This is a genomic window from Streptomyces sp. NPDC002573 (genome assembly GCF_042889625.1).
In the GTDB taxonomy this organism is placed as follows: domain Bacteria; phylum Actinomycetota; class Actinomycetes; order Streptomycetales; family Streptomycetaceae; genus Streptomyces; species Streptomyces gibsoniae.
Genome location: NZ_JBIARC010000098.1, coordinates 1 through 19,628, shown reverse-complemented (window position 1 = coordinate 19,628; position 19,628 = coordinate 1). Strand labels below are relative to the sequence as shown.

Sequence of the window (19,628 nt, the reverse complement as noted above, 5' to 3'; positions counted from 1 at the left end):
GCCCCGTCGCCCGGTCGCCCGACCGGGCGACCGCAATCAATCACCCCGATCACGACCGGCCGGCCAATTGCCTGTTACTGACCCACGCTCCTAGCACGAAGTACACCCCGACGCGTGAGGGGAGGCTGCGCAGCCGTCGCTCGCGAGTCCCGCTCTCGTCCAACACCGCATCCACCAGCTCGGGCGGGATGACCTGCGTCAATTCACCGACATGGCCGGGAGCGAACACGTCATCGATTTCGTACGTGACAGACTGTGTCACAGAGCCTCTGCTCTCTCAGGAAGATCTTGGTCGATCCCCTGGATAGCAGAGGCCCGTCTCGTAAACGCTCGCGCTTGACAACGTCAACTGGGCCTTAACTTCGTGGCATTGGTCCAGTATCGCCCGGTGGCAGTACGCCTCCGGCTGCCCGCCACGGCCTCGCATCCAGCCCGGCACCGGCAGCAGCGGCCGGACCTTGGCCCACTCCCCATCGGTCATGTCGGTCGGATAGCGGCGCTCGCGCACCCCGTTGTCGGCGGCGATTCCGAACCGGTGAGCCAGACAGTCACACTCCCAGGTGACCGAAGTGGACTGCCCGGGCATCGACACGGAAGACTGCGGCACCGGGGCCTCCTGAGGTTGCTCGGTGATTAGACACCAACGAGCTGTTCAGGAGGCCCCACCCGTATGCGCCCAGCGGTCCGCGACCACCCGATCGAGACTCCCGTTCGAAACGCATCCCTCAAGATCGGAACGACAACAGCTTCTGACACCGACCGATCACCTTGACCAAAGACATAGGGGCACCCCCGAGGGCCGGGCAGCGCCCATGGGCCTGTCTGATCGACTCAGCCTTCATCCACCGGCCGAGGTCATGTCCGCGGTGCTCGGGCAGTACACCGGTTCCAGCCGCGGCTCGGACTCGGTCCACGTCCCAGGGCACGGTGCCGTGGTCGGTATCACCCATGGGGTGGATGGCGGGTTCGGATCGCAACGGCAGGGACGGCTGGGGAACGCAGCTGGTTCGCCGCCCCTTCTGCAAACGGCTATTGGGGGTTGGTCCGACCGGACGTGCTCCCCCTCCAGATCTCCGTGAACCGGTCGAGCAGTGTGGCCGCCGCCGTCACGTCGTCCGTGAGCGGTCGGTCGGCCGGGTCCTCGTCGAGTACCGACTCGGCGAGTGCCAGCGCCCGGCCCACCGGAAGATCCGCATCGGGCCTGAGGTCGCGCAGCCGCAAAGCCCTTACGGCAGCCACGAGTTCACAGCCGACGACGAGACGGTACGCGGCGCACGCCCGCAGAGTTTGACGTGCGGCGAGCGAGGAGAAGCTGGCCTGTTCCTCGACGCCCCGGGAGAGTACGGCGTGCCCGAGCGAGGCGGGCGCCGAGAAAGCCCGCAGGTCACCGAGGGCGGCCCCGGCGGCGTACTCCAGGATCATCACGCCTGAGGAGGCGGGCTCGTGGTCGGCGAGGAAGGGACGCAGACGGGTGTAGGCGGGCTCGTTCAGGGTGGACAGGCGGGATGTGGACAGGCGGGCCACCTGAGTGACCGCCAGCCGGAAGTGGTCCAGGGCTAGGGCCACTTGGGCCAGGTAGAAGCCGCCGTGGTGGTAGGCGGCCATGTCCTCGGGGGAGATGAGCGGGTTCTCGGTGGCCGCGTTGATCTCGATGGTAAGGGCCTGTTCCAGGGCGTCCGCCGCGTCGTGCGCGGGGCCGTGGATCTGGGGCAGGCAGCGGAAGCCGTACGGGTCCTGGATCCGGCCGAGTGGCGGGGCCGGCCGGTCTGCCGCGCCGATCAGCTCCCGCATCCGCTGGGCGACTTCGGCGCTGCCCCGATGCGGGCGCGCCGCGTGCACGGGGGCCGCGTAGGGCTCGTGGGACCCGTCGACCGCTAGCAGCGACAGCGCGGCAACGACCTGGGTGGCACCGATGAGCCCGCGCAGTTCATGGAGGGCGAGGGCGGCCTGACCGAGGGTGAGGGCGTTGCTGCTGATGAGCGCGAGTGCGTCGTTGTTGTCGAGGGGTTGGGGCTCAGGGGCGCGAACGACGGCCCCCTCGGCAGACGGATCCGCCCCGGGCACGCACTCCTTGGAGGCGCCGTTCAAGGACGTCCCCGCTCGCCGCCAGGGCCGCTCCCCCGCCAGGGCGAGACCCACCTGTGCCAACGCCGCGATATCGCCCGTCCCCACCGAACCGAACTCGTTGACGACCGGGTGCACTGCGGCGTCCAGCGCCTCGCACAGGGCCGTGATGACGCTGGGCCGCAGGCCGGCGCCCCCGGCCAGCAGCTGATTGGCACGTATGGCGAGCATCGCGCGGACCTGGCGGGCCGGGAGTTCCTCGCCGATGGCGCCTGCGTGGCTGCGCAGCAGGCGCAGGCCGTGTCCGGCAGCGGCCTCGGTGGGCACGTCCTCGTTCCGGTTGGCGCCGACACCGGTGGAGCGGCCGTAGACGCGTCCGGTCGCCGCGATCTGTCGGGCGGCGTCCCAGGATTCGGCCACGCGCTTCATCGCTTCGGCGTCGGGGACAGGCCGCGCAGCTCCGTCGGCCAGGCGCACAACGTCCTCGACACCTAGACCGATCCCGTCGAGGACCACCGATCCGGAGCGCACGGATCCGGACATGTCCACCATCCGAGACGACATCAAGCGCAAACTCCCATCAATCCGGACGTCACATCTTGCCCACCGGTCATCTGTTACCGCGGATTAACGCACACCTGTTGACAAGTCATTCACCTACCTAGAACTCTGCATGATGTTATGCAGCCGGGCAAGGGACAACTCATGATCCAGTTCGACGCGGTCCACAAGCGCTTCCCCAACGGCACCACAGCAGTCCACGATCTCTCCCTGGAGATGCCGGAGGGCGGCGTCACCGTCCTCGTCGGCTCTTCCGGTTGTGGCAAGACGACCACCCTGCGGATGATCAACCTGATGGTCGAGCCGACCTCCGGCACCATCCGGGTCGGCGGCAGGGACGTCACTCAGCAGGACGCCGCCAAGCTGCGCCGCTCCATCGGCTACGTCATCCAGCAGGCCGGTCTGTTCCCGCACCGCACGGTGCTCGACAACATCGCCACCGTCCCGCTGCTGCTCGGCTGGAACCGCCGGAAGGCACGGGCCCGCGCCGCCGAACTCCTTCAGACCGTGGGTCTCGGCGCCGATGCCGGCAAACGCTATCCGCACCAACTCTCCGGCGGCCAGCAGCAGCGCGTCGGCGTCGCCCGCGCACTGGCCGCCGATCCGCCGGTGCTGTTGATGGACGAGCCGTTCGGCGCGGTCGACCCTGTGGTGCGCACCCAGCTCCAGGACGAACTACTCCGCCTGCAGAAGGAGTTGAGCAAGACCATCGTCTTCGTCACCCACGACATCGACGAGGCCGTCCGCCTCGGCGACCAGATCGCGGTCTTTCGCACCGGCGGCCACCTCGTCCAGTGCGCCTCCCCCGAGGAACTGCTCGCCCGCCCCGCCGACGACTTCGTCGCCGACTTCCTGGGCGCCGAGCGCGGGCTGAAGCTGCTGTCGCTGAAGACCCTCGCAGACGTCCCGCAGGGCCCTGCCCCGGAGGGCGGAACCTGGACCCTGGCCCTCGACGCGGCCCGCAGGCCCCTGCACTGGGCCTCGAAGAACGCCGGGGGCCCCGCACTCCCCCTCCGGCCGCTCAAGGACACCGACTCCCTGCTGTCGGCCCTCAACGAGTCGGTCGCCTCCCCCACCGGCCTGGTCGTCCGCGTCGACACGGCCGGCGTCCTCACCGGCGTCTCGTCCCGGGACGACATCCACGCGCACGCGAGCCGTGCGCACGCCGAAGTGAGCGTGGCCGCATGACGATCGACTGGTCCTGGATATCCGAACACACCGGCGATCTCGCGAGTCTCACCCTCTCCCACCTCCAGGCAGCCCTCACCGCCGTCTTCTTCGGCCTGCTGATCTCCCTGCCACTCGCAGTGATCGCCCACCGGATCCGCCCCCTGCGCGGCTTTCTCCTCGGCATCTCCAACGTCCTGTTCACAATCCCGTCGATCGCGATCTTCGTCCTGCTGCTCCCGGTGAGCGGCCTGACCCGCACCACCACCGTGATCGGCCTGACGGTCTATACGCTGGTCGTGCTGCTGCGGAACACGGTCGAGGGCCTCGACTCGGTGCCCGCGAGGGTCAAGGAGGCCGCGAAGGCGATGGGCACTCGTCCGCTGCGGACGCTGCTCACGGTCGAGTTCCCGCTCGCCCTGCCCGTGATCATGGCGGGCGTCCGCATCGCGACGGTGATGTCGATCTCCCTGGTGTCCGTCGCGACCTACATCGGCGACGGCGGCCTCGGCCAGCTCTTCACCGACGGCTTCCAGCGCAACTTCCCGACCCCGGTGATCGTCGGAGTGGTGCTCACCCTCCTCCTCGCCGTCGTCGCAGACGCCCTGCTGGTCGCCGTCCAGTACGTCCTGACCCCGTGGCGGAGGCGGCAAGCCTGACATGTACGAACTCCTCAAGAACCTCGGCACCTGGCTGACCAGCGCCTCCCAGTGGTCCGGCCCCGACGGCATCGCCCACCGCCTCACCGAGCACCTCCAGTACTCCCTGCTGGCCACGCTCATCGCGGCAGCCATCGGCCTCCCGCTCGGCCTGCTCATTGGCCACACCGGCAAGGGCGCGTTCATCGCCATCAACCTCGCGTCCTTCGGCCGGGCGCTCCCGACCGTCGGCCTCGTCGTCCTGGTCTTCCTGGCGGGCGGCCTGTCGATGCTGCCGGTGTACGTGGCGCTGGTCGCCCTCGCCGTCCCGGCGATCGTCACCAACACCTATGCCGGCATGACGGCCGTCGACCCAGACGTGAAGGACGCCGCGCGCGGGCAGGGCATGCGCGGCCACCAGGTGCTGTTCCAGGTGGAGCTGCCGCTCGCGCTCCCGCTGATCGCCACGGGCCTGCGCCTGGCCCTGATCCAGGTGGTCGCCACGGCGACCATCGCCGCATATGTCTCCTTCGGCGGCCTCGGCCGCTACGTCTTCGACGGGCTCGCCCAACGCGACCTCGTGCAGGTGCTCGGCGGCGCGGTGCTGGTCGCCGTGGTCGCTGTCGTCCTGGACATCGCCCTCGCCGGCCTCCAGCGCTTCCTCTTCCGCCACCGCACTGCCTAGGGATCCCCACCATGAATCGTCGCGCTCTCCTCGGCGGCCTCTTCGCCGCTGCCTCCGTCCCGGCGCTCTCCGCGTGCGCGAGCGGCATCACCTCCCTCAGCGGCCAGGGCCCAAGCACCGCCGGCGGCGGCTCCAGCAAGGGCGGCGTCACCATCGGCACCGCCAACTTCACCGAGAACCAGGTCCTCGGCTACCTCTACGCAGCTGCCCTGGAGGCGGCTGGCGTCAAGACCAAGGTGCGCCCCAATCTCGGAACCCGCGAGATCGTCATCCCCGCCCTCAAGGCCGGCGACATCGACCTGCTCCCCGAGTACCAGGGCGCCCTCCTCAACTACCTCGACCCGAAGGCCACGCCCACCGAGGAGGGCGCTATGCAGAACGCCCTCACCCTCGCCCTGCCCGCCGGACTCCAGGTCCTGCCGTACGGCATGGCGGAGGACTCGGACGCCTTCGTCGTCACCCGCGAGACCGCGAACAAGTACGGCCTGGCCTCCCTCGCCGACCTGAAGAAGCAGAACGGCAAGCTGGTCATCGGCGCCGCCCCAGAGGTGAAGAAGCGCCAGGTCGGCGCCGTCGGCCTGAAGGACGTATACGGCATCGACTTCAAGGAGTTCAAGTCTCTGGACTCCGACGGCCCGCTGGTCAAGGGAGCTTTGAAGAAGGGCGACGTGGACGTGGCGAACCTCTTCACCACCGACACCGACATCAAGGCCAACGACTGGGTGGTGCTTTCCGACCCCCAGCATCTGATCCCCAGCCAGCACATCGTCCCGCTCATCGCCGACCGCAAGGCCGACGACACCGTCCGCAAGGCCCTCGCCCGACTCGGCAACGTTCTGACCACCGCCGACCTCACCGAACTCAACAGCCGGGTTGACAACGACAAGAAGGACCCGGAAGACGTGGCGAACGCATACGCGAAGGGGCACGGACTGGTGAAATAGCCGACCGGTCCAGTGACCCGCCGGACGCTCCGAGTGCCGCAACAACCAGGCGGATGTCAGCGCCTGCGATCACGTCATGGACAGCGTTGAGCGCTGTCCATTGTCCACGGATGAAAGCGTCTCTGATCAGCTACGCGAACCTGTGCGCACCGAAGGGCTTGGTGCGGGTTGTGCCCACCTTGGTGGAGCGACATGAGCGTGGAAGTGGAATCCCGCGCCCAGCGCTGCTCCGCGTGGCCGCTGGCCGATGGTGGGTGTGCTGATCGTGGTCACGCCCTGGTGCCGGTGGGCTGCGCGGGGCAGCTGGGTCCGGTCCGTTGGTGCGTGTCCCTCCGGACGCTGGCCAGCCGGGTCGGTGGGCCTGACTGGGGAGGGAACCTTACGTCGCCTGGGCGTGAACGTGAGATGGGTCACCGCCTACACTAAGCCCAGAGAGGGCGGCTTCAAGCAGCTCCAGGGCGATGTGCGCCCCCCGACCGTGCGGTGATGGCTGCCCGCTTCGAGCAGACCGCCCTAAACAGCGTGTACCAAGCCGGTTAGCGGTAAGTCGCGATCACGCAGTGGTACGCCACCCAACGCTCACGGCCCTGGGAGTCAGCGACTGCAAGCCAGAGTCGCTCTTGCCATCGATCGATGCCGCAAGATCCGGAGCAGCGGACGCTACCGAATGCGCGCTGTTCGCCTCACTTTCAACGTCCTTGGCTCTGCCGGAGCTCAATGCGAAGAGAGAGGTCTGCCCAGCAGCCCCAAGCGTTCCGTCCAGTGAGCTCGCTGGGCCGGGTACAGGAGCTTCGGTCGTCTCCGCCCTTTGCTCGAACAGATAGCGCTCATACTGGGCGGGGTCGACGACCGCAGCAGGCTCATGCCACTCTCAGCCTTCACCAGCCGTGGGTCAGGCCGTGCGCGCACAGTGGATGCGCCGCCTACGGTGGTTGACGCACCCCGATGGCAGTCAGCAGCCCTGGAAGTCGATGGCGGGTCGGGGCAGCCCTGCCTTAAACGCATTGACTGCCGAGGCCAGGCCGGTCTTGACGTCGTCGGTTTCGAAGAGCGGCATGGCGATGTCGAACATCGCCTCGTCCGCCGCCGAGATCCCGCCGACGGCCCAGGCGCGCAGCAGAGCCTTGTGGGCGGCGTAGGCGCGGGTGGAGCCCTTGACCGCCTTGCGGGCGAAGGCCGTCGCCTCGGGCAGCCTGGCGTCGTCGGCCACGACCCGGTTGATGACGCCCGACGTTGGCCATGACGATGGCCGGCACTGGCTCGATCGGGCCGGCCGACGACGACCAGATCAGCCACGGCCGAGCCCATGCTGTGACCGACGATCACAAAGGGCTTGCCGATCTCGTCGACGACAGCGCCCGCTTCGTCGGCGAACCGGGCGTAGGTGAACGGCCCGCTCGCCTGACTGCGGTCCCCGCAGCCAGCCAAATCGAGCGTGACGTGCTCGATACCGGGCGTGGTGAGCTGCGCGGTCAGGCTGTCCCAGATGTACTGGTCGTCGAGGAAGCCGTGGGTAAACACTACGGCCACATCGCCTTCGCCCGCTCAGCGGAAGCGCACATCGCTGTGCCCGACACGTTCTGTCCTCATCGTGGTGCTCACTGTCCGGGAAGGGACGTCGCCCCCGAGGAGGACCAGTCCTGGCTGTCCATCGGTGAGAAGTCGGTGGACCGGGAGTCCAGGCGTTGCATCCGGCGGCCGTGACGTGCCTCAATCAGCTCCTCACCCAGGGGAGTGGTGAAGACGTTGTCAACCAGGGTGTATTCGGCCGCGAGCCGGCCGACGGCCGGCAGCGCGGGGGTGTCGATCCGTCCCCGCTCCAGGCGCAGGTCGTCCCTGATATGGAACCGCATCACCTTGCCCCACACCACGTGATCGACCCCGTCGTCGCCGACCGGGATGATCCGGTCGACCACGCACTCGAAGGAGATCGGCGCCCCCATCACCCGGGGCACGCGCACCACCTCCGACGGCTCCTTCTCCAGGCCAAGCGCCTCGAACTCGTCAACCGCCGAGTCGAACTCGAACGCCGAGCTGTGCAGGGCGTGCGCCTGCGGCAGCGTGGCCAAGTTGGTGACGAACTCGCCGGTCTGACGGATGTTGACCAGGGTGTCCTTCAGCGTGACCCCATCGGAGCGCGGCTGCAGGGAGAGCGAGACCATCGGGGGCTTGCGCCCGACCGCGGTGAAGAAGGAGATGGGCGCAAGGTTGGCGACGCTCTCGGGCGAGATGGTGCTCACCCACGCCACGGCGCGCGGAATGATGCTCCCGATCAGCAATTTGTACGCGTGGGCGGCGTCGAGCTCCGCGGCGTCAATGATCATCGACGTTCCTCCATATGGTGCGAGCGCGGCATGCGGACAGTGCTGCGCCGCGCGATAGGCCACGGCCGCCAGAGCGGCTCATGTGAGGGGTGCGTGAAACGATCAAGAGCTGCAGCCTGGTCAGATGAACAAAACACTCTCGACATCGATGGTGACGAGTTCCACGTCCCGGTTCACCGTTCCGTCCTCCCCCCGCCGATACTGGCCCGCAAGCTGCGGACCAAGCCCGGCAAGGCCGCCTACAGTCGCCGCAAGGCCATCGTCGAACCCGTCTTCGGACAGATCATGACCTGCCAGAACGGCCGCCAGCTCCTCCTGCGCGGCGAAGACGGAGCCCGAGGAGAGTGGCGCCTGCTGGCCGCCTGCCACAACCTCCGCAAGATCTTCCGACACGCCGGGACTACCGGACTCGCCGCCCTGGCCGGCTGACCAATCGGGCCTCCCGGGCCCGTCACCAGCCCGATACAGGCCCAACCCCCGACGGCCACGACTCCGACCGCGCCTCACCAGCGGCGGCGAGTCGGCCAAGACCGATCCCATCGACCACGGCCGCCAGCCACTTGCCCGTTACAAAGACACGCTCCTAGCACCGAGCAGGACAGGCTTACGCTGAAGCTGCGTCGGGCCTGGGTGAGCCCGTAGGCGTAGGACTCGATGCGCAGAGCGGCGAATCGTTGGTCGGCAGCAGGCAACGTAGTCGGTTCGCTACCTTGACCGTCCCCTGATCCCCTCCCGTCGACGCTGAGTTCACCCAAGACCTCTGATCGAAGGCGCCGTCGTTCTGCATCGCGAAGAGGCGCCGCAGGACGCACCGCTGCTCGACGTGGAGCACGCTCTGAACGTCGCGCAGAACCCGGGCACGCGGCTGTGCACGCTGTGCGGCTGCGCTCAGGAGTTGACCCCGATGCTGCGCGGCTTCGACCACATTGTCGACGGTCACGTAATTCTCCACCGCTGTGGTCACGTAATTCCCCAGGTCACGGGTCGTTGCGTCGCATGATGTGGAGCGAGTCCGCTGGCTTGTGGCTGGGCCATCGTGCCGCTGCCGCCGCCGGTTGGCTGTCGTGGGACTGGCCTGAGAAGCTGTCCGATGTTGGTCTTCGGCGAGGGACGGGACATTCGAGGTGCATCGCGACGATCAGTCAGCGAATCTTCCGACCGCGCTGTCGCCGGAGCGGGTCGCTGAGATCAACGAGGTCATCGACCGGATCACACGCTGGTCGAGGGGCCGTGATGACATCGTCGGTCTGCTCTTGGTGGGATCTTGCGCCCGCAATGCCGCGCGACCGGACTCCGACATCGACATTGTCCTGCTCACCACGGACGAGTCCCGATATCTGCTTGAGGATGCCTGGGCCGTGGAACTGGGGCTAGGCGAAGTGATCCGCACCCAGTCGTGGGGACCGATCGCAGAACGACGCTGTTCCACGGCCTCCGGCCTGGAAGTCGAGCTGGGCATCGGCTCCCCGGCATGGGCGAAGACAGATCCCGTCGATTCGGGGACGCATCGGGTCGTCAGCGACGGCGCCCGGGTCTTGCATGACCCGGCAGGCATCCTTGCCGATCTGCTCGCCGCCTGTTAATTGGTCGGCGGCTTGTGGGCGGGGCCCTTGGGCCGCTTGTTGGGCCGGTAGCTTGGGCCGTTCATGGATGAGTTCGCGCATGCGTCTGTCCCAGGTGCGGTCCGCGTGGCCGCCGGCGAGTTCGGCGAGGATGCAGCTGGTCTTGGTGAAGCGGACGTTGGCGCCCTGGCGGACGGCCTGGTGGCCGAGGGCCTGGGCGACGTGTGTCTTCCCGACCCCGACCGGTCCGAACAGAATGACGGACTCGCCGGAGTGGAGCCAGCGCAGGGCCGCGAGATCGCGGATCTGGGCGGCGGGCAGCTTCGGGGAGGCGTTGAAGTCGAAGCCTTCCAAGGTGGCCTGCTGCTCGAACTTCGCTTTGCGCAGGCGGCGTTCGAGGGCGACGGTCTCGCGGCGGCTGATCTCGTCCTGGCAGAGGACTTGGAGGAAGTCGAGGTGTCCGAGTTCGCCGCTCTGGGCCTGGGTGAGGCGGGCGTCGAGGGTCTCGAGCATCCCGGACAGCCGCAGCGTCTTGAGAGAGTCGCGCAGGGCGGTGGTCATCACGCTCATCGGGCGGCCTCCTCGGCGTCACCGCGGTCCTGGTCGTCGTGAACGTCGCCGGGGATCTGGGTGGGGATGCTGGCGGCGAACAGGCCCTCGGGTCCGTGGAGGAAGGCGGCGGCACCGGCGTCGCCGGTCTCGGGTTCCGGGTCGGTCTCGGTGCCGGCGACCAGGATGCCCTTGACCGTGCGGTAGGACGGGTCACCGACCGCGACCGCCTTTCTGCAGGCTGCCTCCAGCCGGGTGTCTCCGTACTTCTTCCGCAAGCCCAGGACTCCTTGGACTGCGCGGAGCCGGTAGAGCGCGTTGACCTCCAACATCTGGTCGATCACCTCCCGGCAGGCGTCCCCGACCTGGGATGCCTGGCCGCGGCACCAGATCGGCGTCCTCATCTGGAAGGCGATCTTCTCGGGCGGGTAGTCGCCTCTGTCGGTGCGCTTGCCCTGCTCCAGGGCGGCGTGGGTCTTGACCAGCTCGCCCTCGTGGAAGATCTGCACGATGGTGGCGCTGGAGCGGACATCGACGCGGCGGCCGATCAGCTTCCAGGGCACCGAGTAGAGAGTGCGGCCGACCTTGATGTGGATGTCCGGGCCGACGGTCGCCGTCGACCATCTGGCCAGTACGAACGGCGTTTCCGGCAGGGGCAGAAAAGTCTGTGCCTCCACCGCCTCGAACACGGACAGCGGCTTCGCACCGTCCAGTGGGCGGCACTGCCTCTGACCGGCGACGCTCCTGGCCCAGAGCAGGGCCTCGGCCTGCATGTGCTCGAGCGAGGTGAACGCCCGCCCGCTCCAGGACGAGTCGCGGACGTAGGGCATGGGCCGCTCCACCCGCGGTTTGTCCTTCGGCTTCGAGGCGCGAGACGGATCGACCAACGTGCCGTAGTAGGAGGCGAGTTCGGCATACGACTTGTTGATCTGCGGGTCGTAGAGGTCCGGCTTGTCCACCCCGGTCTTCAGGTTGTCCGGCACCAGACGCCGCGGGACACCGCCGAAGAAGCGGAACGCTTCCACGTGCGCGAGGGTCCAGGCGTGCTGGTCCATGTGCACCACCGGGCGTACGAACATGTGCCGCGAGGCGGGCAGCACCATCACGAAGGCCCAGATCCGGTGCCGCTTCCCGGTGGCCGGGTTGATCCACTGGCCCAGGAAACCGTAGTCGATCTGGGCCTCCGAGCCCGGCTCGACGTTCTCTCTCAGCACCGTGACCTTGGAGCGAGCGGCCTCGTCGGGCAGGTTCTCGTGCACCCAGCGGCGGAACGTCGACAGGGATACCTTCAACTTGCCTTCGTCCCGAAGGCGTTGGTGGATCGTGGTGACCGTCGTCGTCTTCAGCAGTTCCTTGACGTAGTCGCGGTGCGGCTCGATCTCTGCCCACCTGACCTGGTTCAGCTTCCGGCTGGCCAGCTCCGGGAACCAGCTCTTGAGCAGTTTGGCCCAGTCCGTTTCGCTCATGGGCGGCCCGCCCGGGGTGATCCCTGCTGCCTCCGCCGGCGCCAGGTACTTCCTGATCGTCTTGCGGTCCACCCCCAGCGAGGCGGACACCTGGCTCTTGGAGCGGCCCGCGTACCAGTGCACGTAGATCTCGACGATGTCGACCACGGTGAACGTTCTCCTTGCCATCCGGTGTGCCCGTCGGCCTCTCGGCTCGCAGATCGAGGGACCGCGACGACTCCGAGAGGTCCAGGCCCTCAACCCGGCACCGGCATGCCCATGGGGAAACCGACCGATTCGCAAGGAATGGCTAACAGTCGCTCAAACCACACGAAACAGGGACATCACCTCAGTTCGAGCACGGTCAGCGGCACCACCGATGGTCAGCATCCCGGTGGGGAGTCGTGACCACAAGGGTGGGGAATTACGTGACGCTGATCATGCAGATCGTGGGGAATTACGTGACCGCCGACAGTGGACAACGGCGATCCGCCGTGCGGTCGGCCCGCTCGCCGAACTCACCACCCATACCCCCACCACCAGCAATGCCGACTGGCCCACCGCCGTGCGCCACGCCCTAACCGGCTTGAACGCCGACCTGGCAGAAGATCCCGACCAGGTGACCACCCTCGCCGAACACGCCACCACCCGCACCACATACGCCTGACGCCACCACCGGCAACCAGCACCGGCCGCCGGCACCCCTACCCGGCATGAGGGTTCGGCCCTCAGCCACCGCAGACGCATGACCGGAGGCCGAACCGCACCGCCGCCAGAGCGACCGCATCGGCCACGCTCAGCCCCCACTCGCACCGAGCGGCGCACAGTGGATCGAGGCCTACAGCCACCGGGCGGGCTGAGGCCCTGCCAGGTTGTGCCCGGGCACGGTACCAGGCGCCGCCGGGATCCGTGGTCGGCGGCGAAGGCTTTCGGGCTGGTCGGGCACAATGACGCGGTGCGTGAAGACGATGACACAGAGCTGCTGGAACGGGTACGGGCGTTGCGGGCAGCCGGCAGCGGCCCCAAGCAGGTGGCGAGGGCGTTGGGGCTTCGCCCCGGGCAGGCGGGGGTGCTGCTGCGGCGGGCCGCCGCAGCCGACCAGGCGGTGGCGCCGGGAGACCGGCCGGTAGTGGGCTGCTGGGTGAGCCCGGGCTGGAGCAGCGGGCTGGACTTGTCGGCCTGCCCTGGGTGGGCGGCACAGGATCCCTCGGCGAGTGAGGAAGCAACCGGGGCGGGGTTCGCGCAGCTGCTGGTGGCACGCCGGGAGCGGGCAAGCCGGGTGACGGTGACAGGTGTGCTGGTGGACGTGTACTGCCTGGGCGTCAAGAACGTGATCGAGCCCCGCACCATGGGTGCGGGTTCCCTGGAGGCCCACCGGCGCTCCTACTACAGCGCGTTCGAGGAACCCTCCCTGCCGATCGGAATCGAGCAGGCGCAGGCCATCGTCTACGGAGCCGTCGCCTACGCCCGCGAACTCGGATTCGAACCGGCCCCCGGCTTCACACAAGCCGCCGCAGTGCTGGGGGAACCAGCCGGCGCGCTACCGCAGATCGGCTTCGGGAACCAGGGCATGCCTTTCTATCTCAACGGTCCCCGCGACGACGCCCGCACGGTGCTGGCTACCTTGGAGCGCGCCCGCGGCGCGGGCAACTACCACTACATCCTCGCCTCGGGGCCGATGTGACCCACCCGCACAACACCGAGACCTCGCAGATCCGCCTCACCGAACACCACGCCCAGGCCGACCTGCGGACACTGCTGCAACTGTGCGCGGCAGGCCGGGTGAAGTGCAGTGCCAAGACACTGCGCCCGTCCGCCGCGACCATTGCCCAGGTGGCCGAGGTACTGGACGCAGGCGACTTCTATCCCGATGAGCCGATAGCCGCCTTCGCCTGGCCTCTGCTCCTGCAGGCCGGCGGCCTGGCACAGCTGGCCGCAGGCAAGCTCGCGCTGACCACGCGCGGCCAGCAGGCCCTCACTCAGCCCGCGCACCAGGTCTTGACCGGCCTGTGGCAACGCTGGCTTTCCACCACGATCCTGGACGAGTTCTCCCGCGTCGAAGCGGTCAAAGGCCAGCGCGCCGCGAACGTGCTCAGCGCACTCAGGCCACGGCGCGGCCATGTCAGCGCCGCGCTGGCTGCCCTGGCCGCAAGTGAGTGGACCACCGTCGACGAGCTCTTCACCGCCATGCGCAAGGCGGGGCACAACCCCTCGGTCGCACGTTCCGAACGCGCCCTGTGGAAGCTCTACCTGGAAGACCCCGAGTACGGCAGCCTCGGCTACGACGGCCACCACCCCTGGGCACTGCTCCAGGGCCGCTACACCATGGCCGTGCTGTTCGAGTACGCCGCACCGCTGGGGCTGATCGACGTCGAGTACGTGGACGCCGCCGGGGCGCGCGACGACTACCAGCACAACTGGGGCGGCGACTGGCTGGAGCGGATCAGCCGCTACGACGGCCTACGCGCCATCCGCCTGACCCCTCTCGGCGCCTTTGCCACCGGCCAGACATCCGCCTACCACCCCGGACCGGCCCCCGAACCAGCCACCGCCGGGGGCGCCGCGGCGCTGAAGGTCCTCGCCAACCACGACCTAGTCGCCCTCGACGGCCTGCCCCCGGCCCAGGCTCTGCTCCTGGACGCCTTCGCCACCCGCACCGGCGACCGGACCTGGGCCCTGAGCCCCGCCTCGCTGCTGGCCGCCGTGCACGCCGGACGCGACCTCGCCGAACTGCGCGCCTACCTCGACCGCGTCGCCACGGCCCTGCCGGACACGGTCGCCACGCTCCTGGCCGACGCCGAGCGGCGCGTCGGCGCGGCCCGCGATATCGGATCCGTCCACCTGATCGAGTGCACGGACACAGCCACCTGCGTGCTGCTGGCCAGCGACCGGCGCATCCGCGCGCTCGCCACCCGCCTCGGCGACCGCCACCTCGGTGTCCCGGCCGACAAACTCGACCGCTTCCGTAAAGCCGCCCTCGCCCTCGGACACCCTGTCACCTGAAGGAGATGCCACAGCCCCAACCACGCCCAAAACCAAAACTTCAGACCGGCGGTACTCCATCTCCTGCAACGAGCGGCGCAAGGGCAGGGTGGGCGACGGCCGTAGCCGGCCGCTGGGCCTTCCAGCACCGCCATTCCAGCCGCCGAGCCGCACCCCGCGCATCCGGCCTGACACCGCGCCCAGGGCACCGGCGGCGGCCCAGCAGCCACCCACCCGCATCCGCCGGACGAGCCTGCCGGTCGGGACGCTGCCCATGGCTGTGACCTTATGGCTGTGACCTTGTCGCCGCTGCCGTCGGCCGGGCGTCCCGCGGGGCCGGGCCGATGCCGCCAGCGTGGATTGCTGGTCCGGGGGGTCAGGCGCATGGAGGCGGGGTGCCGGTGAATTCGGTGGCTGTGGTGACGAGGAGTCTGGCCACGCAGTCAGCTGCGCCCGGGGCCAGGTGGCGGCCGCGGCGCAGGGAGCGTTCGATGCCTTCCAAGACCTAAATTCAGGTACTGGGCCATCATGGCGAGTTCGTCAGCTCTGCGGCCCACGGGCGCGGTCCTGCCCTGCGGCAGGAGAGTCACGTGCCGGGCCTTGGCGCTCCGGGCGGTTGCCGTGACCGAGAACTCGACCGGCTGGCCGGGCGTGAGGGTGTCCACGCCGTCCGGCAGTGCGGAGGCGTGGACGAACACCTCGTCCCCATCGTCACCGGTCAAGAACCCGAAGCCCTTGGCCTGGTCGAACCACTTGACCGTTCCCCTGAGCATCTGAATCGGCTGTGCCGCCGCTTGTGGGCGTAGCGGTGGTCTTGCAGGCGGTGGCCGTGCCGAGGATGGCGACGGCGGCGATCGTGCAGGCGAGTGCTCTGCGGTTCATGGTTCCCCCCTTTGTGCGGGTGTTGCGTTGGTCGGTGAGCGTACGGCGGCTCAGGCGTGGGGCCGTCACTTGTACCAGACAGCCACCCCGTGATGGTGGGAGCACGTGCCCTGATGATGCTGGCTGTACGACAGCGTGCCGTCATTGCACAGGGCGGTCGCGCCGCCGTGGTCGTCAACAGCCGGTGCGGTCGTGTGCTGCACGGGCGGCCGGGCGGCTGCATTCGGCGTGGTGTGCGTCGGGGTAGGCGAAGGGCTGGCCGCGCGCTCCGCCTTGATCTGCTTCTCAACGGCCGACAGCCGCGACGCGCACTTCACCTTCTCAGCGCCCTGCGGGAGGCCGGACACAAGCTGGGTGAGTACGGGGTAGACGTCCTGGTGGTCGTGTTGCGCGTCGACCAGATCTGTCGCCGTGTTCGTGGCGGTGAACTCCAGGGCCAGCGCGTCGTCCGTGCAGCGTGACCGCAGTTTCTGGACCAGGCCCTCGACGTCTGCCCGGGGGCGGTCGTGCTGGTCGACGTCGTACAGGTACTTCACCGGGTCCCCGGCCTGGGACTTGCTCGGGCTCGCTGCCGCGGGCTTGCTGTCGGTGGCGGTCTGGCTGCTGGAGCACGCGGTGAGCCCGGCAGCGAGCAGGAGAGCGGCGGTCACCGCGGTGAGGGTTCGATTCATGCGGGCGATCGTGGAGGCTGGGGAGGTGTTGCGGGGGCAGTGTGGCTGACTTGTGACGGAGTGTTCGGACGGCCTCGCACACGGCCGAGGCCCGCTTCCCGGACGGAATTGAGCTCTACCCTCACATCGCCACCTATGCCAGAATCAAAATAGGAGGTGAAGGATGAAACTACGCATGAAGGTTCCTCCGCTCGTTCTCGTAGCTCAAGAGTTCCTGAGGGACCCGGCCAAACCCCGGTACGGCTACGACCTCATGAAGGAAACGAGCCTGTCCAGCGGCGTCCTGTACACCGTCCTGCACCAGATGGAAGAAGCAGGATGGGTCACCCGCGAGACGGAGACCGTCGACACGTCGGTAGAGAAGCGGCCGGCCAGGAAGATCTACACGCTCACGGGAGAGGGCGAGCGTGCCATTCGCCTAGAGCTTGCCGAGTTCCGCTCCCAACTCCAGTCCACTACGCGGGAACCGGCACCCGGCAATGCGATGCCAGCTGAGGGGTGCTGACGATGGACCTCGTGCGAGAGCTGGTGATCGCGTTCGGCATGGCGGTACTCGCTGCCTGGTTCCTTGAGCTCTTCAAGCCGGGCAGGCTCACCCGAGCACTGGTTTGGACGGTCTCCCGTTTGGTACCCCACGAGATCCGCCAAGATCATTACTCGGACTGGTGCAGCGAGGTGGAAGGCATCCGAGCCGATCCGCAGCGCAAGGGCCCTTTCGCAGCGGCCCGCTTCGCGCTGGGCCAAGTGCCCTTCGCGATGCACCTGGCAGAGGCCACGCGGCGTCTGAAGAGGGCTGGCGATCCCCACTACGTCCCGCTGTGGCGCTGGACCCTTCTGTTCCTGTCAATTCCCGGCGTCCCCCTCCCCGTGATCCCGATCGTCGCGGCCATCGGGATTGAAAACCTCGCAAACGGCAACCTCACAACAGGACTCGTGATGCTGGGAGTTGCTGCGTGGCAGGCCGCAGGGGCTTGGTACATCCTGTCCGGGGCGATCGCCCTGGGCATCCCCGTGACGCTGTCACATAAGAAGCGGTCGGCTGTCGCCAGGGGGCACTGACCAACCACTCATGGTCAGAGATCCACCGGAACTACGGGCCACACAACGTCCGCATCGTCGGCGCGGGCCCGCAGCGCCCGGCGAGCAGTGAGGAGAAGACCGATGGAGTGTGAGCGCTGCGGCGGCACGGGCGTCGACCCGGAGACGTACATCGTGCAGCGAGGCAGTGATGGCGGCCTCCGGGGCTACGCCAACGCGCCGTGTACCGAATGCCAGCCGGACGACGACATCGCGGGCCCGGTGCGCCCGGACGATGAGCCCACATGAGCACCCGCCCGCCGCTGATCACCGACCACTGGTTTCGCGAAGGACCCGTGCGACCGGACGGCTCAGACGGCTACTGGATCTGTGCCCGCTGCGGCCAGCATCGAGGCGACCACCTCCAGGCCGAGGGCCAGTGGCGACTGCCGCTGCACACGTTCACCCCGCAGCGGATCCGCCCCTCGCACTGCAAGCCCTGCGGTCGGGAGCGGCGCCACACGACGCACACCCCATGGGCGTGGGAGCAGCCGGCACGGCCCACCGCATGACGACGGCCCCGCCCGGACACCGGAGCGGGGCCACTGTATGAGGCCCCACTCGTGACATGGCGAGGCCCCACCGCGACGGGGAGACGGCGGGGCCTACACCAGGAGCATCCGGAACGCGTGAACCGGCTGCAGCCTCACTCTGGCAGCACTATCAACTCCACCAGCGCACCACAGCCTCCGCCACGACCAACACCACCAGAATGGCGAGCACCGCACCCGTGGACACGTACCGGCCGTCCGGATACGGGCCACTGCCGGCCACACGCTCGATCCGCTCCCCGTCCGGCACGAGACCGCCATGCTCGACATCCCGGTGCTGCTGCCGGTACGCCTCGGCCTTCCAGCGTGGCCCCGGCGGGCTCGACGCACGGCACTGGCGGCAGCGGTACACGTACGGCATCAGGCGCTCTCCATCCCCTCTCCAACCGTGGAGAGCGGCGGAGAATCCACGGCCTGACCTGCCTCTCCACCACTCTCCACGCCCGACTCTCCACCAGGGGCGAGGAGAGGCTCAACATCGGCCCTGGCGAGGCCCGATCGGCCGGCGATCCCGCCGGTGCGGAGGCTGCGACGGACGGGGATGCCAAGGGCGCGCAGCGCGGCCCGCAGCTGGGTGTCGTCGCGGTCCTCTTGGCCGGGTAGTTGCCGCATCGCTGGGTACAGGTCGCGCAGGTGGATTCCGGGCTGGTCGCCGATGAGTTGCAGCAGCCACACGACGAACCAGTCTTGAGCCGTGGGCTCGGCGGTCGGTTCGGGTTCGTCGATGGCGGACCGGACGACCCACCAGGCCGGCACGCACCACGCCACGGCGGCCACCGGGATGACGAAGTGGGCCACCTGCGGGGCGTGCTGGCACGCGTAGACGGCGAGGTACCCGCCGATCGCCAGAGCAGCGAGCCGTTCCCGCCAGTCGAAGCGCCGACCGAGCGCGGCCCAGCCGAGGCGGACCAGCTCGCAGGTCCCGGCCCATAGGGCGGCGCCCGCCCCGGCGAAGGCCAGGATCGGGCGCACCTATGCAACGACCCACCGGGGGAGGCGTGGTCGCCTCCCCCAGCCTTTAACGATCTTCACTAGTAGGACTTCGTTAGGTACTCCAGCTGCCGTCTAATGGACAACGCCGTTGCGTTTGAGTCTTGAGTCGCAGGTCAAGTCCTGGTGGATGACGCAACGGGACGTCCTGATAGATCAACTTGTGTCGAGCAAGAAGATCATCGGGAGTCCCGTTGCAGGAGAAGTCTGGCATGTCAGGTTCACCTCCAGGTTCTCAGGACGTACCGTCCATTGTGGATGCCGCCCTCGAACTGCTTCGCGGTGTACTGGAAGGCACGGGTGCTGTAGGGCGTCATCACCACCAACACCTCCTTGGCTGTGTGGTAGACGACCTCTGAGCCCTTGGTGGTGTCACGGTACGTGAACTTGCCGCGCCCGCTCGCGAGGTAGTCGGCGAGCGCCTTCAGGTTGTGGCCTCGTATTGAAGTGCTCTCCCGGCTGAAGCCGGGAGATTCCTGCTTACCTTGCGGTAGCGGGCTTGACGCGCTTCGCGCGCCTGACGACTGCCCTCCCGG

General features: G+C 68.3%; 22 protein-coding genes and 2 pseudogenes. 13 read left to right on the top strand and 11 right to left on the bottom strand.

The window, feature by feature from the left end; genetic code table 11:
• Nucleotides 1–49: 49 nt before the first annotated feature.
• Together ACFYX0_RS42135 and ACFYX0_RS42130 are read right to left on the bottom strand one after the other, a co-directional pair.
• Nucleotides 50–262 (bottom strand): transposase domain-containing protein, encoded by a 213-nt coding sequence (locus ACFYX0_RS42135; RefSeq protein WP_388979696.1) that lies wholly within the window; start codon nucleotides 260–262, stop codon nucleotides 50–52.
• Nucleotides 263–1,029: 767 nt separating this feature from the next.
• Nucleotides 1,030–2,628 carry an aromatic amino acid ammonia-lyase gene (locus ACFYX0_RS42130; RefSeq protein WP_388979693.1) on the bottom strand — a complete coding sequence of 533 codons (1,599 nt, stop codon included), beginning with the start codon at nucleotides 2,626–2,628 and terminating at the stop codon, nucleotides 1,030–1,032.
• A gap of 141 nt (nucleotides 2,629–2,769) precedes the next feature.
• Here ACFYX0_RS42130 and ACFYX0_RS42125 point away from each other — a divergent pair, with 141 nt between their 5' ends.
• Genes ACFYX0_RS42125 through ACFYX0_RS42110 form a run of 4 tightly spaced genes read left to right on the top strand, consistent with a single transcriptional unit; the run spans nucleotide 2,770 to nucleotide 6,059 of the window.
• Nucleotides 2,770–3,813 (top strand): ABC transporter ATP-binding protein, encoded by a 1,044-nt coding sequence (locus tag ACFYX0_RS42125; protein ID WP_388979691.1) that lies wholly within the window; start codon nucleotides 2,770–2,772, stop codon nucleotides 3,811–3,813.
• Complete coding sequence (locus tag ACFYX0_RS42120; protein ID WP_388979688.1) at nucleotides 3,810–4,451, top strand: ABC transporter permease; 642 nt, start codon at nucleotides 3,810–3,812, stop codon at nucleotides 4,449–4,451. Before ACFYX0_RS42125 ends, ACFYX0_RS42120 begins: the two co-directional genes overlap by 4 nt.
• Nucleotide 4,452: 1 nt before the next feature.
• Nucleotides 4,453–5,115: an ABC transporter permease gene (locus ACFYX0_RS42115; protein WP_388979685.1), complete on the top strand. Its 663-nt coding sequence runs from the start codon at nucleotides 4,453–4,455 to the stop codon at nucleotides 5,113–5,115.
• An 11-nt stretch (nucleotides 5,116–5,126) separates the two neighbouring features.
• Complete coding sequence (locus tag ACFYX0_RS42110; protein ID WP_388979682.1) at nucleotides 5,127–6,059, top strand: ABC transporter substrate-binding protein; 933 nt, start codon at nucleotides 5,127–5,129, stop codon at nucleotides 6,057–6,059.
• 714 nt (nucleotides 6,060–6,773) lie between these two features.
• Here the strand turns inward: ACFYX0_RS42110 and ACFYX0_RS42105 are convergent.
• A complete protein-coding gene (locus ACFYX0_RS42105; RefSeq protein ID WP_388979697.1) occupies nucleotides 6,774–7,580 on the bottom strand; it encodes an alpha/beta fold hydrolase in 807 nt (268 codons plus the stop codon).
• Between the two features lie 77 nt (nucleotides 7,581–7,657).
• On the bottom strand, nucleotides 7,658–8,446 hold the full coding sequence (locus tag ACFYX0_RS42100) for a flavin reductase family protein (protein WP_388979679.1): 789 nt from the start codon (nucleotides 8,444–8,446) through the stop codon (nucleotides 7,658–7,660).
• A 138-nt stretch (nucleotides 8,447–8,584) separates the two neighbouring features.
• Between ACFYX0_RS42100 and ACFYX0_RS42095 the strand changes: the two are divergent.
• Nucleotides 8,585–8,812, top strand: a pseudogene (locus tag ACFYX0_RS42095) (transposase); the annotation flags it as partial.
• A 695-nt stretch (nucleotides 8,813–9,507) separates the two neighbouring features.
• Nucleotides 9,508–9,741: pseudogene (locus ACFYX0_RS42090) on the top strand (nucleotidyltransferase domain-containing protein); the annotation flags it as partial.
• Between the two features lie 12 nt (nucleotides 9,742–9,753).
• Here ACFYX0_RS42090 and ACFYX0_RS42085 read toward each other — a convergent pair.
• Nucleotides 9,754–10,515, bottom strand: coding sequence for an ATP-binding protein (locus ACFYX0_RS42085; RefSeq protein ID WP_388979676.1), 762 nt, complete (start codon nucleotides 10,513–10,515; stop codon nucleotides 9,754–9,756).
• On the bottom strand, nucleotides 10,512–12,107 hold the full coding sequence (gene istA, locus ACFYX0_RS42080; protein WP_388979673.1) for an IS21 family transposase: 1,596 nt from the start codon (nucleotides 12,105–12,107) through the stop codon (nucleotides 10,512–10,514). The genes ACFYX0_RS42085 and istA overlap by 4 nt, the downstream gene beginning before the upstream one ends.
• A gap of 211 nt (nucleotides 12,108–12,318) precedes the next feature.
• Here istA and ACFYX0_RS42075 point away from each other — a divergent pair, with 211 nt between their 5' ends.
• The 3 genes from ACFYX0_RS42075 to ACFYX0_RS42065 all read left to right on the top strand — a co-directional run bounded on the left by ACFYX0_RS42075 (nucleotide 12,319) and on the right by ACFYX0_RS42065 (nucleotide 14,942).
• Nucleotides 12,319–12,606 (top strand): hypothetical protein, encoded by a 288-nt coding sequence (locus ACFYX0_RS42075; RefSeq protein WP_388979670.1) that lies wholly within the window; start codon nucleotides 12,319–12,321, stop codon nucleotides 12,604–12,606.
• Between the two features lie 288 nt (nucleotides 12,607–12,894).
• Entirely contained in the window at nucleotides 12,895–13,623 is a 729-nt protein-coding gene (locus tag ACFYX0_RS42070; protein WP_388979667.1) for a hypothetical protein, read from the top strand.
• Nucleotides 13,620–14,942, top strand: coding sequence for a helicase-associated domain-containing protein (locus ACFYX0_RS42065; protein WP_311700408.1), 1,323 nt, complete (start codon nucleotides 13,620–13,622; stop codon nucleotides 14,940–14,942). The genes ACFYX0_RS42070 and ACFYX0_RS42065 overlap by 4 nt, the downstream gene beginning before the upstream one ends.
• 422 nt (nucleotides 14,943–15,364) lie before the next feature.
• Here the strand turns inward: ACFYX0_RS42065 and ACFYX0_RS42060 are convergent, their stop codons facing one another.
• Together ACFYX0_RS42060 and ACFYX0_RS42055 are read right to left on the bottom strand one after the other, a co-directional pair.
• Entirely contained in the window at nucleotides 15,365–15,694 is a 330-nt protein-coding gene (locus ACFYX0_RS42060) for a cold-shock protein (protein WP_388979664.1), read from the bottom strand.
• Nucleotides 15,695–15,868: 174 nt separating this feature from the next.
• Nucleotides 15,869–16,474 carry a DUF3761 domain-containing protein gene (locus tag ACFYX0_RS42055; protein ID WP_388979661.1) on the bottom strand — a complete coding sequence of 202 codons (606 nt, stop codon included), beginning with the start codon at nucleotides 16,472–16,474 and terminating at the stop codon, nucleotides 15,869–15,871.
• 175 nt (nucleotides 16,475–16,649) lie between these two features.
• Here ACFYX0_RS42055 and ACFYX0_RS42050 point away from each other — a divergent pair, with 175 nt between their 5' ends.
• The 4 genes from ACFYX0_RS42050 (at nucleotide 16,650) to ACFYX0_RS42035 (ending at nucleotide 18,063) form a co-directional block, all read left to right on the top strand.
• Entirely contained in the window at nucleotides 16,650–16,979 is a 330-nt protein-coding gene (locus ACFYX0_RS42050; RefSeq protein WP_388979658.1) for a PadR family transcriptional regulator, read from the top strand.
• A gap of 2 nt (nucleotides 16,980–16,981) precedes the next feature.
• Nucleotides 16,982–17,533, top strand: coding sequence for a hypothetical protein (locus ACFYX0_RS42045; RefSeq protein ID WP_388979656.1), 552 nt, complete (start codon nucleotides 16,982–16,984; stop codon nucleotides 17,531–17,533).
• Between the two features lie 102 nt (nucleotides 17,534–17,635).
• Nucleotides 17,636–17,800, top strand: a complete 165-nt coding sequence (locus ACFYX0_RS42040; protein WP_388979653.1) for a hypothetical protein — start codon at nucleotides 17,636–17,638, stop codon at nucleotides 17,798–17,800.
• Complete coding sequence (locus ACFYX0_RS42035; RefSeq protein ID WP_388979651.1) at nucleotides 17,797–18,063, top strand: hypothetical protein; 267 nt, start codon at nucleotides 17,797–17,799, stop codon at nucleotides 18,061–18,063. Before ACFYX0_RS42040 ends, ACFYX0_RS42035 begins: the two co-directional genes overlap by 4 nt.
• A gap of 151 nt (nucleotides 18,064–18,214) precedes the next feature.
• Here the strand turns inward: ACFYX0_RS42035 and ACFYX0_RS42030 are convergent, their stop codons facing one another.
• The 3 genes from ACFYX0_RS42030 to ACFYX0_RS42020 form a co-directional block, all read right to left on the bottom strand.
• Nucleotides 18,215–18,463: a hypothetical protein gene (locus ACFYX0_RS42030; protein WP_388979649.1), complete on the bottom strand. Its 249-nt coding sequence runs from the start codon at nucleotides 18,461–18,463 to the stop codon at nucleotides 18,215–18,217.
• Nucleotides 18,463–19,074 carry a hypothetical protein gene (locus ACFYX0_RS42025; protein WP_388979646.1) on the bottom strand — a complete coding sequence of 204 codons (612 nt, stop codon included), beginning with the start codon at nucleotides 19,072–19,074 and terminating at the stop codon, nucleotides 18,463–18,465. Before ACFYX0_RS42025 ends, ACFYX0_RS42030 begins: the two co-directional genes overlap by 1 nt.
• Nucleotides 19,075–19,313: 239 nt before the next feature.
• The coding region (locus ACFYX0_RS42020) for a hypothetical protein (RefSeq protein WP_388979643.1) at nucleotides 19,314–19,628 on the bottom strand (315 nt) is incomplete at its 5' end.

Excerpts from the sequence above, each read along its gene's own strand:
- ACFYX0_RS42125 (WP_388979691.1), top strand. The coding sequence starts at position 2,770 with ATGATCCAGTTCGACGCGGTCCACAAGCGCTTCCCCAACGGCACCACA.
- ACFYX0_RS42050 (WP_388979658.1), top strand. The coding sequence starts at position 16,650 with ATGAAGGTTCCTCCGCTCGTTCTCGTAGCTCAAGAGTTCCTGAGGGAC.
- ACFYX0_RS42030 (WP_388979649.1), bottom strand. The coding sequence starts at position 18,463 with ATGCCGTACGTGTACCGCTGCCGCCAGTGCCGTGCGTCGAGCCCGCCG.
- ACFYX0_RS42055 (WP_388979661.1), bottom strand. The coding sequence starts at position 16,474 with ATGAATCGAACCCTCACCGCGGTGACCGCCGCTCTCCTGCTCGCTGCC.
- ACFYX0_RS42060 (WP_388979664.1), bottom strand. The coding sequence starts at position 15,694 with ATGCTCAGGGGAACGGTCAAGTGGTTCGACCAGGCCAAGGGCTTCGGG.
- ACFYX0_RS42045 (WP_388979656.1), top strand. The coding sequence starts at position 16,982 with ATGGACCTCGTGCGAGAGCTGGTGATCGCGTTCGGCATGGCGGTACTC.
- ACFYX0_RS42120 (WP_388979688.1), top strand. The coding sequence starts at position 3,810 with ATGACGATCGACTGGTCCTGGATATCCGAACACACCGGCGATCTCGCG.
- ACFYX0_RS42110 (WP_388979682.1), top strand. The coding sequence starts at position 5,127 with ATGAATCGTCGCGCTCTCCTCGGCGGCCTCTTCGCCGCTGCCTCCGTC.
- ACFYX0_RS42130 (WP_388979693.1), bottom strand. The coding sequence starts at position 2,628 with ATGTCGTCTCGGATGGTGGACATGTCCGGATCCGTGCGCTCCGGATCG.
- ACFYX0_RS42040 (WP_388979653.1), top strand. The coding sequence starts at position 17,636 with ATGGAGTGTGAGCGCTGCGGCGGCACGGGCGTCGACCCGGAGACGTAC.
- ACFYX0_RS42075 (WP_388979670.1), top strand. The coding sequence starts at position 12,319 with ATGGTCAGCATCCCGGTGGGGAGTCGTGACCACAAGGGTGGGGAATTA.
- ACFYX0_RS42035 (WP_388979651.1), top strand. The coding sequence starts at position 17,797 with ATGAGCACCCGCCCGCCGCTGATCACCGACCACTGGTTTCGCGAAGGA.
- ACFYX0_RS42115 (WP_388979685.1), top strand. The coding sequence starts at position 4,453 with ATGTACGAACTCCTCAAGAACCTCGGCACCTGGCTGACCAGCGCCTCC.
- ACFYX0_RS42085 (WP_388979676.1), bottom strand. The coding sequence starts at position 10,515 with ATGAGCGTGATGACCACCGCCCTGCGCGACTCTCTCAAGACGCTGCGG.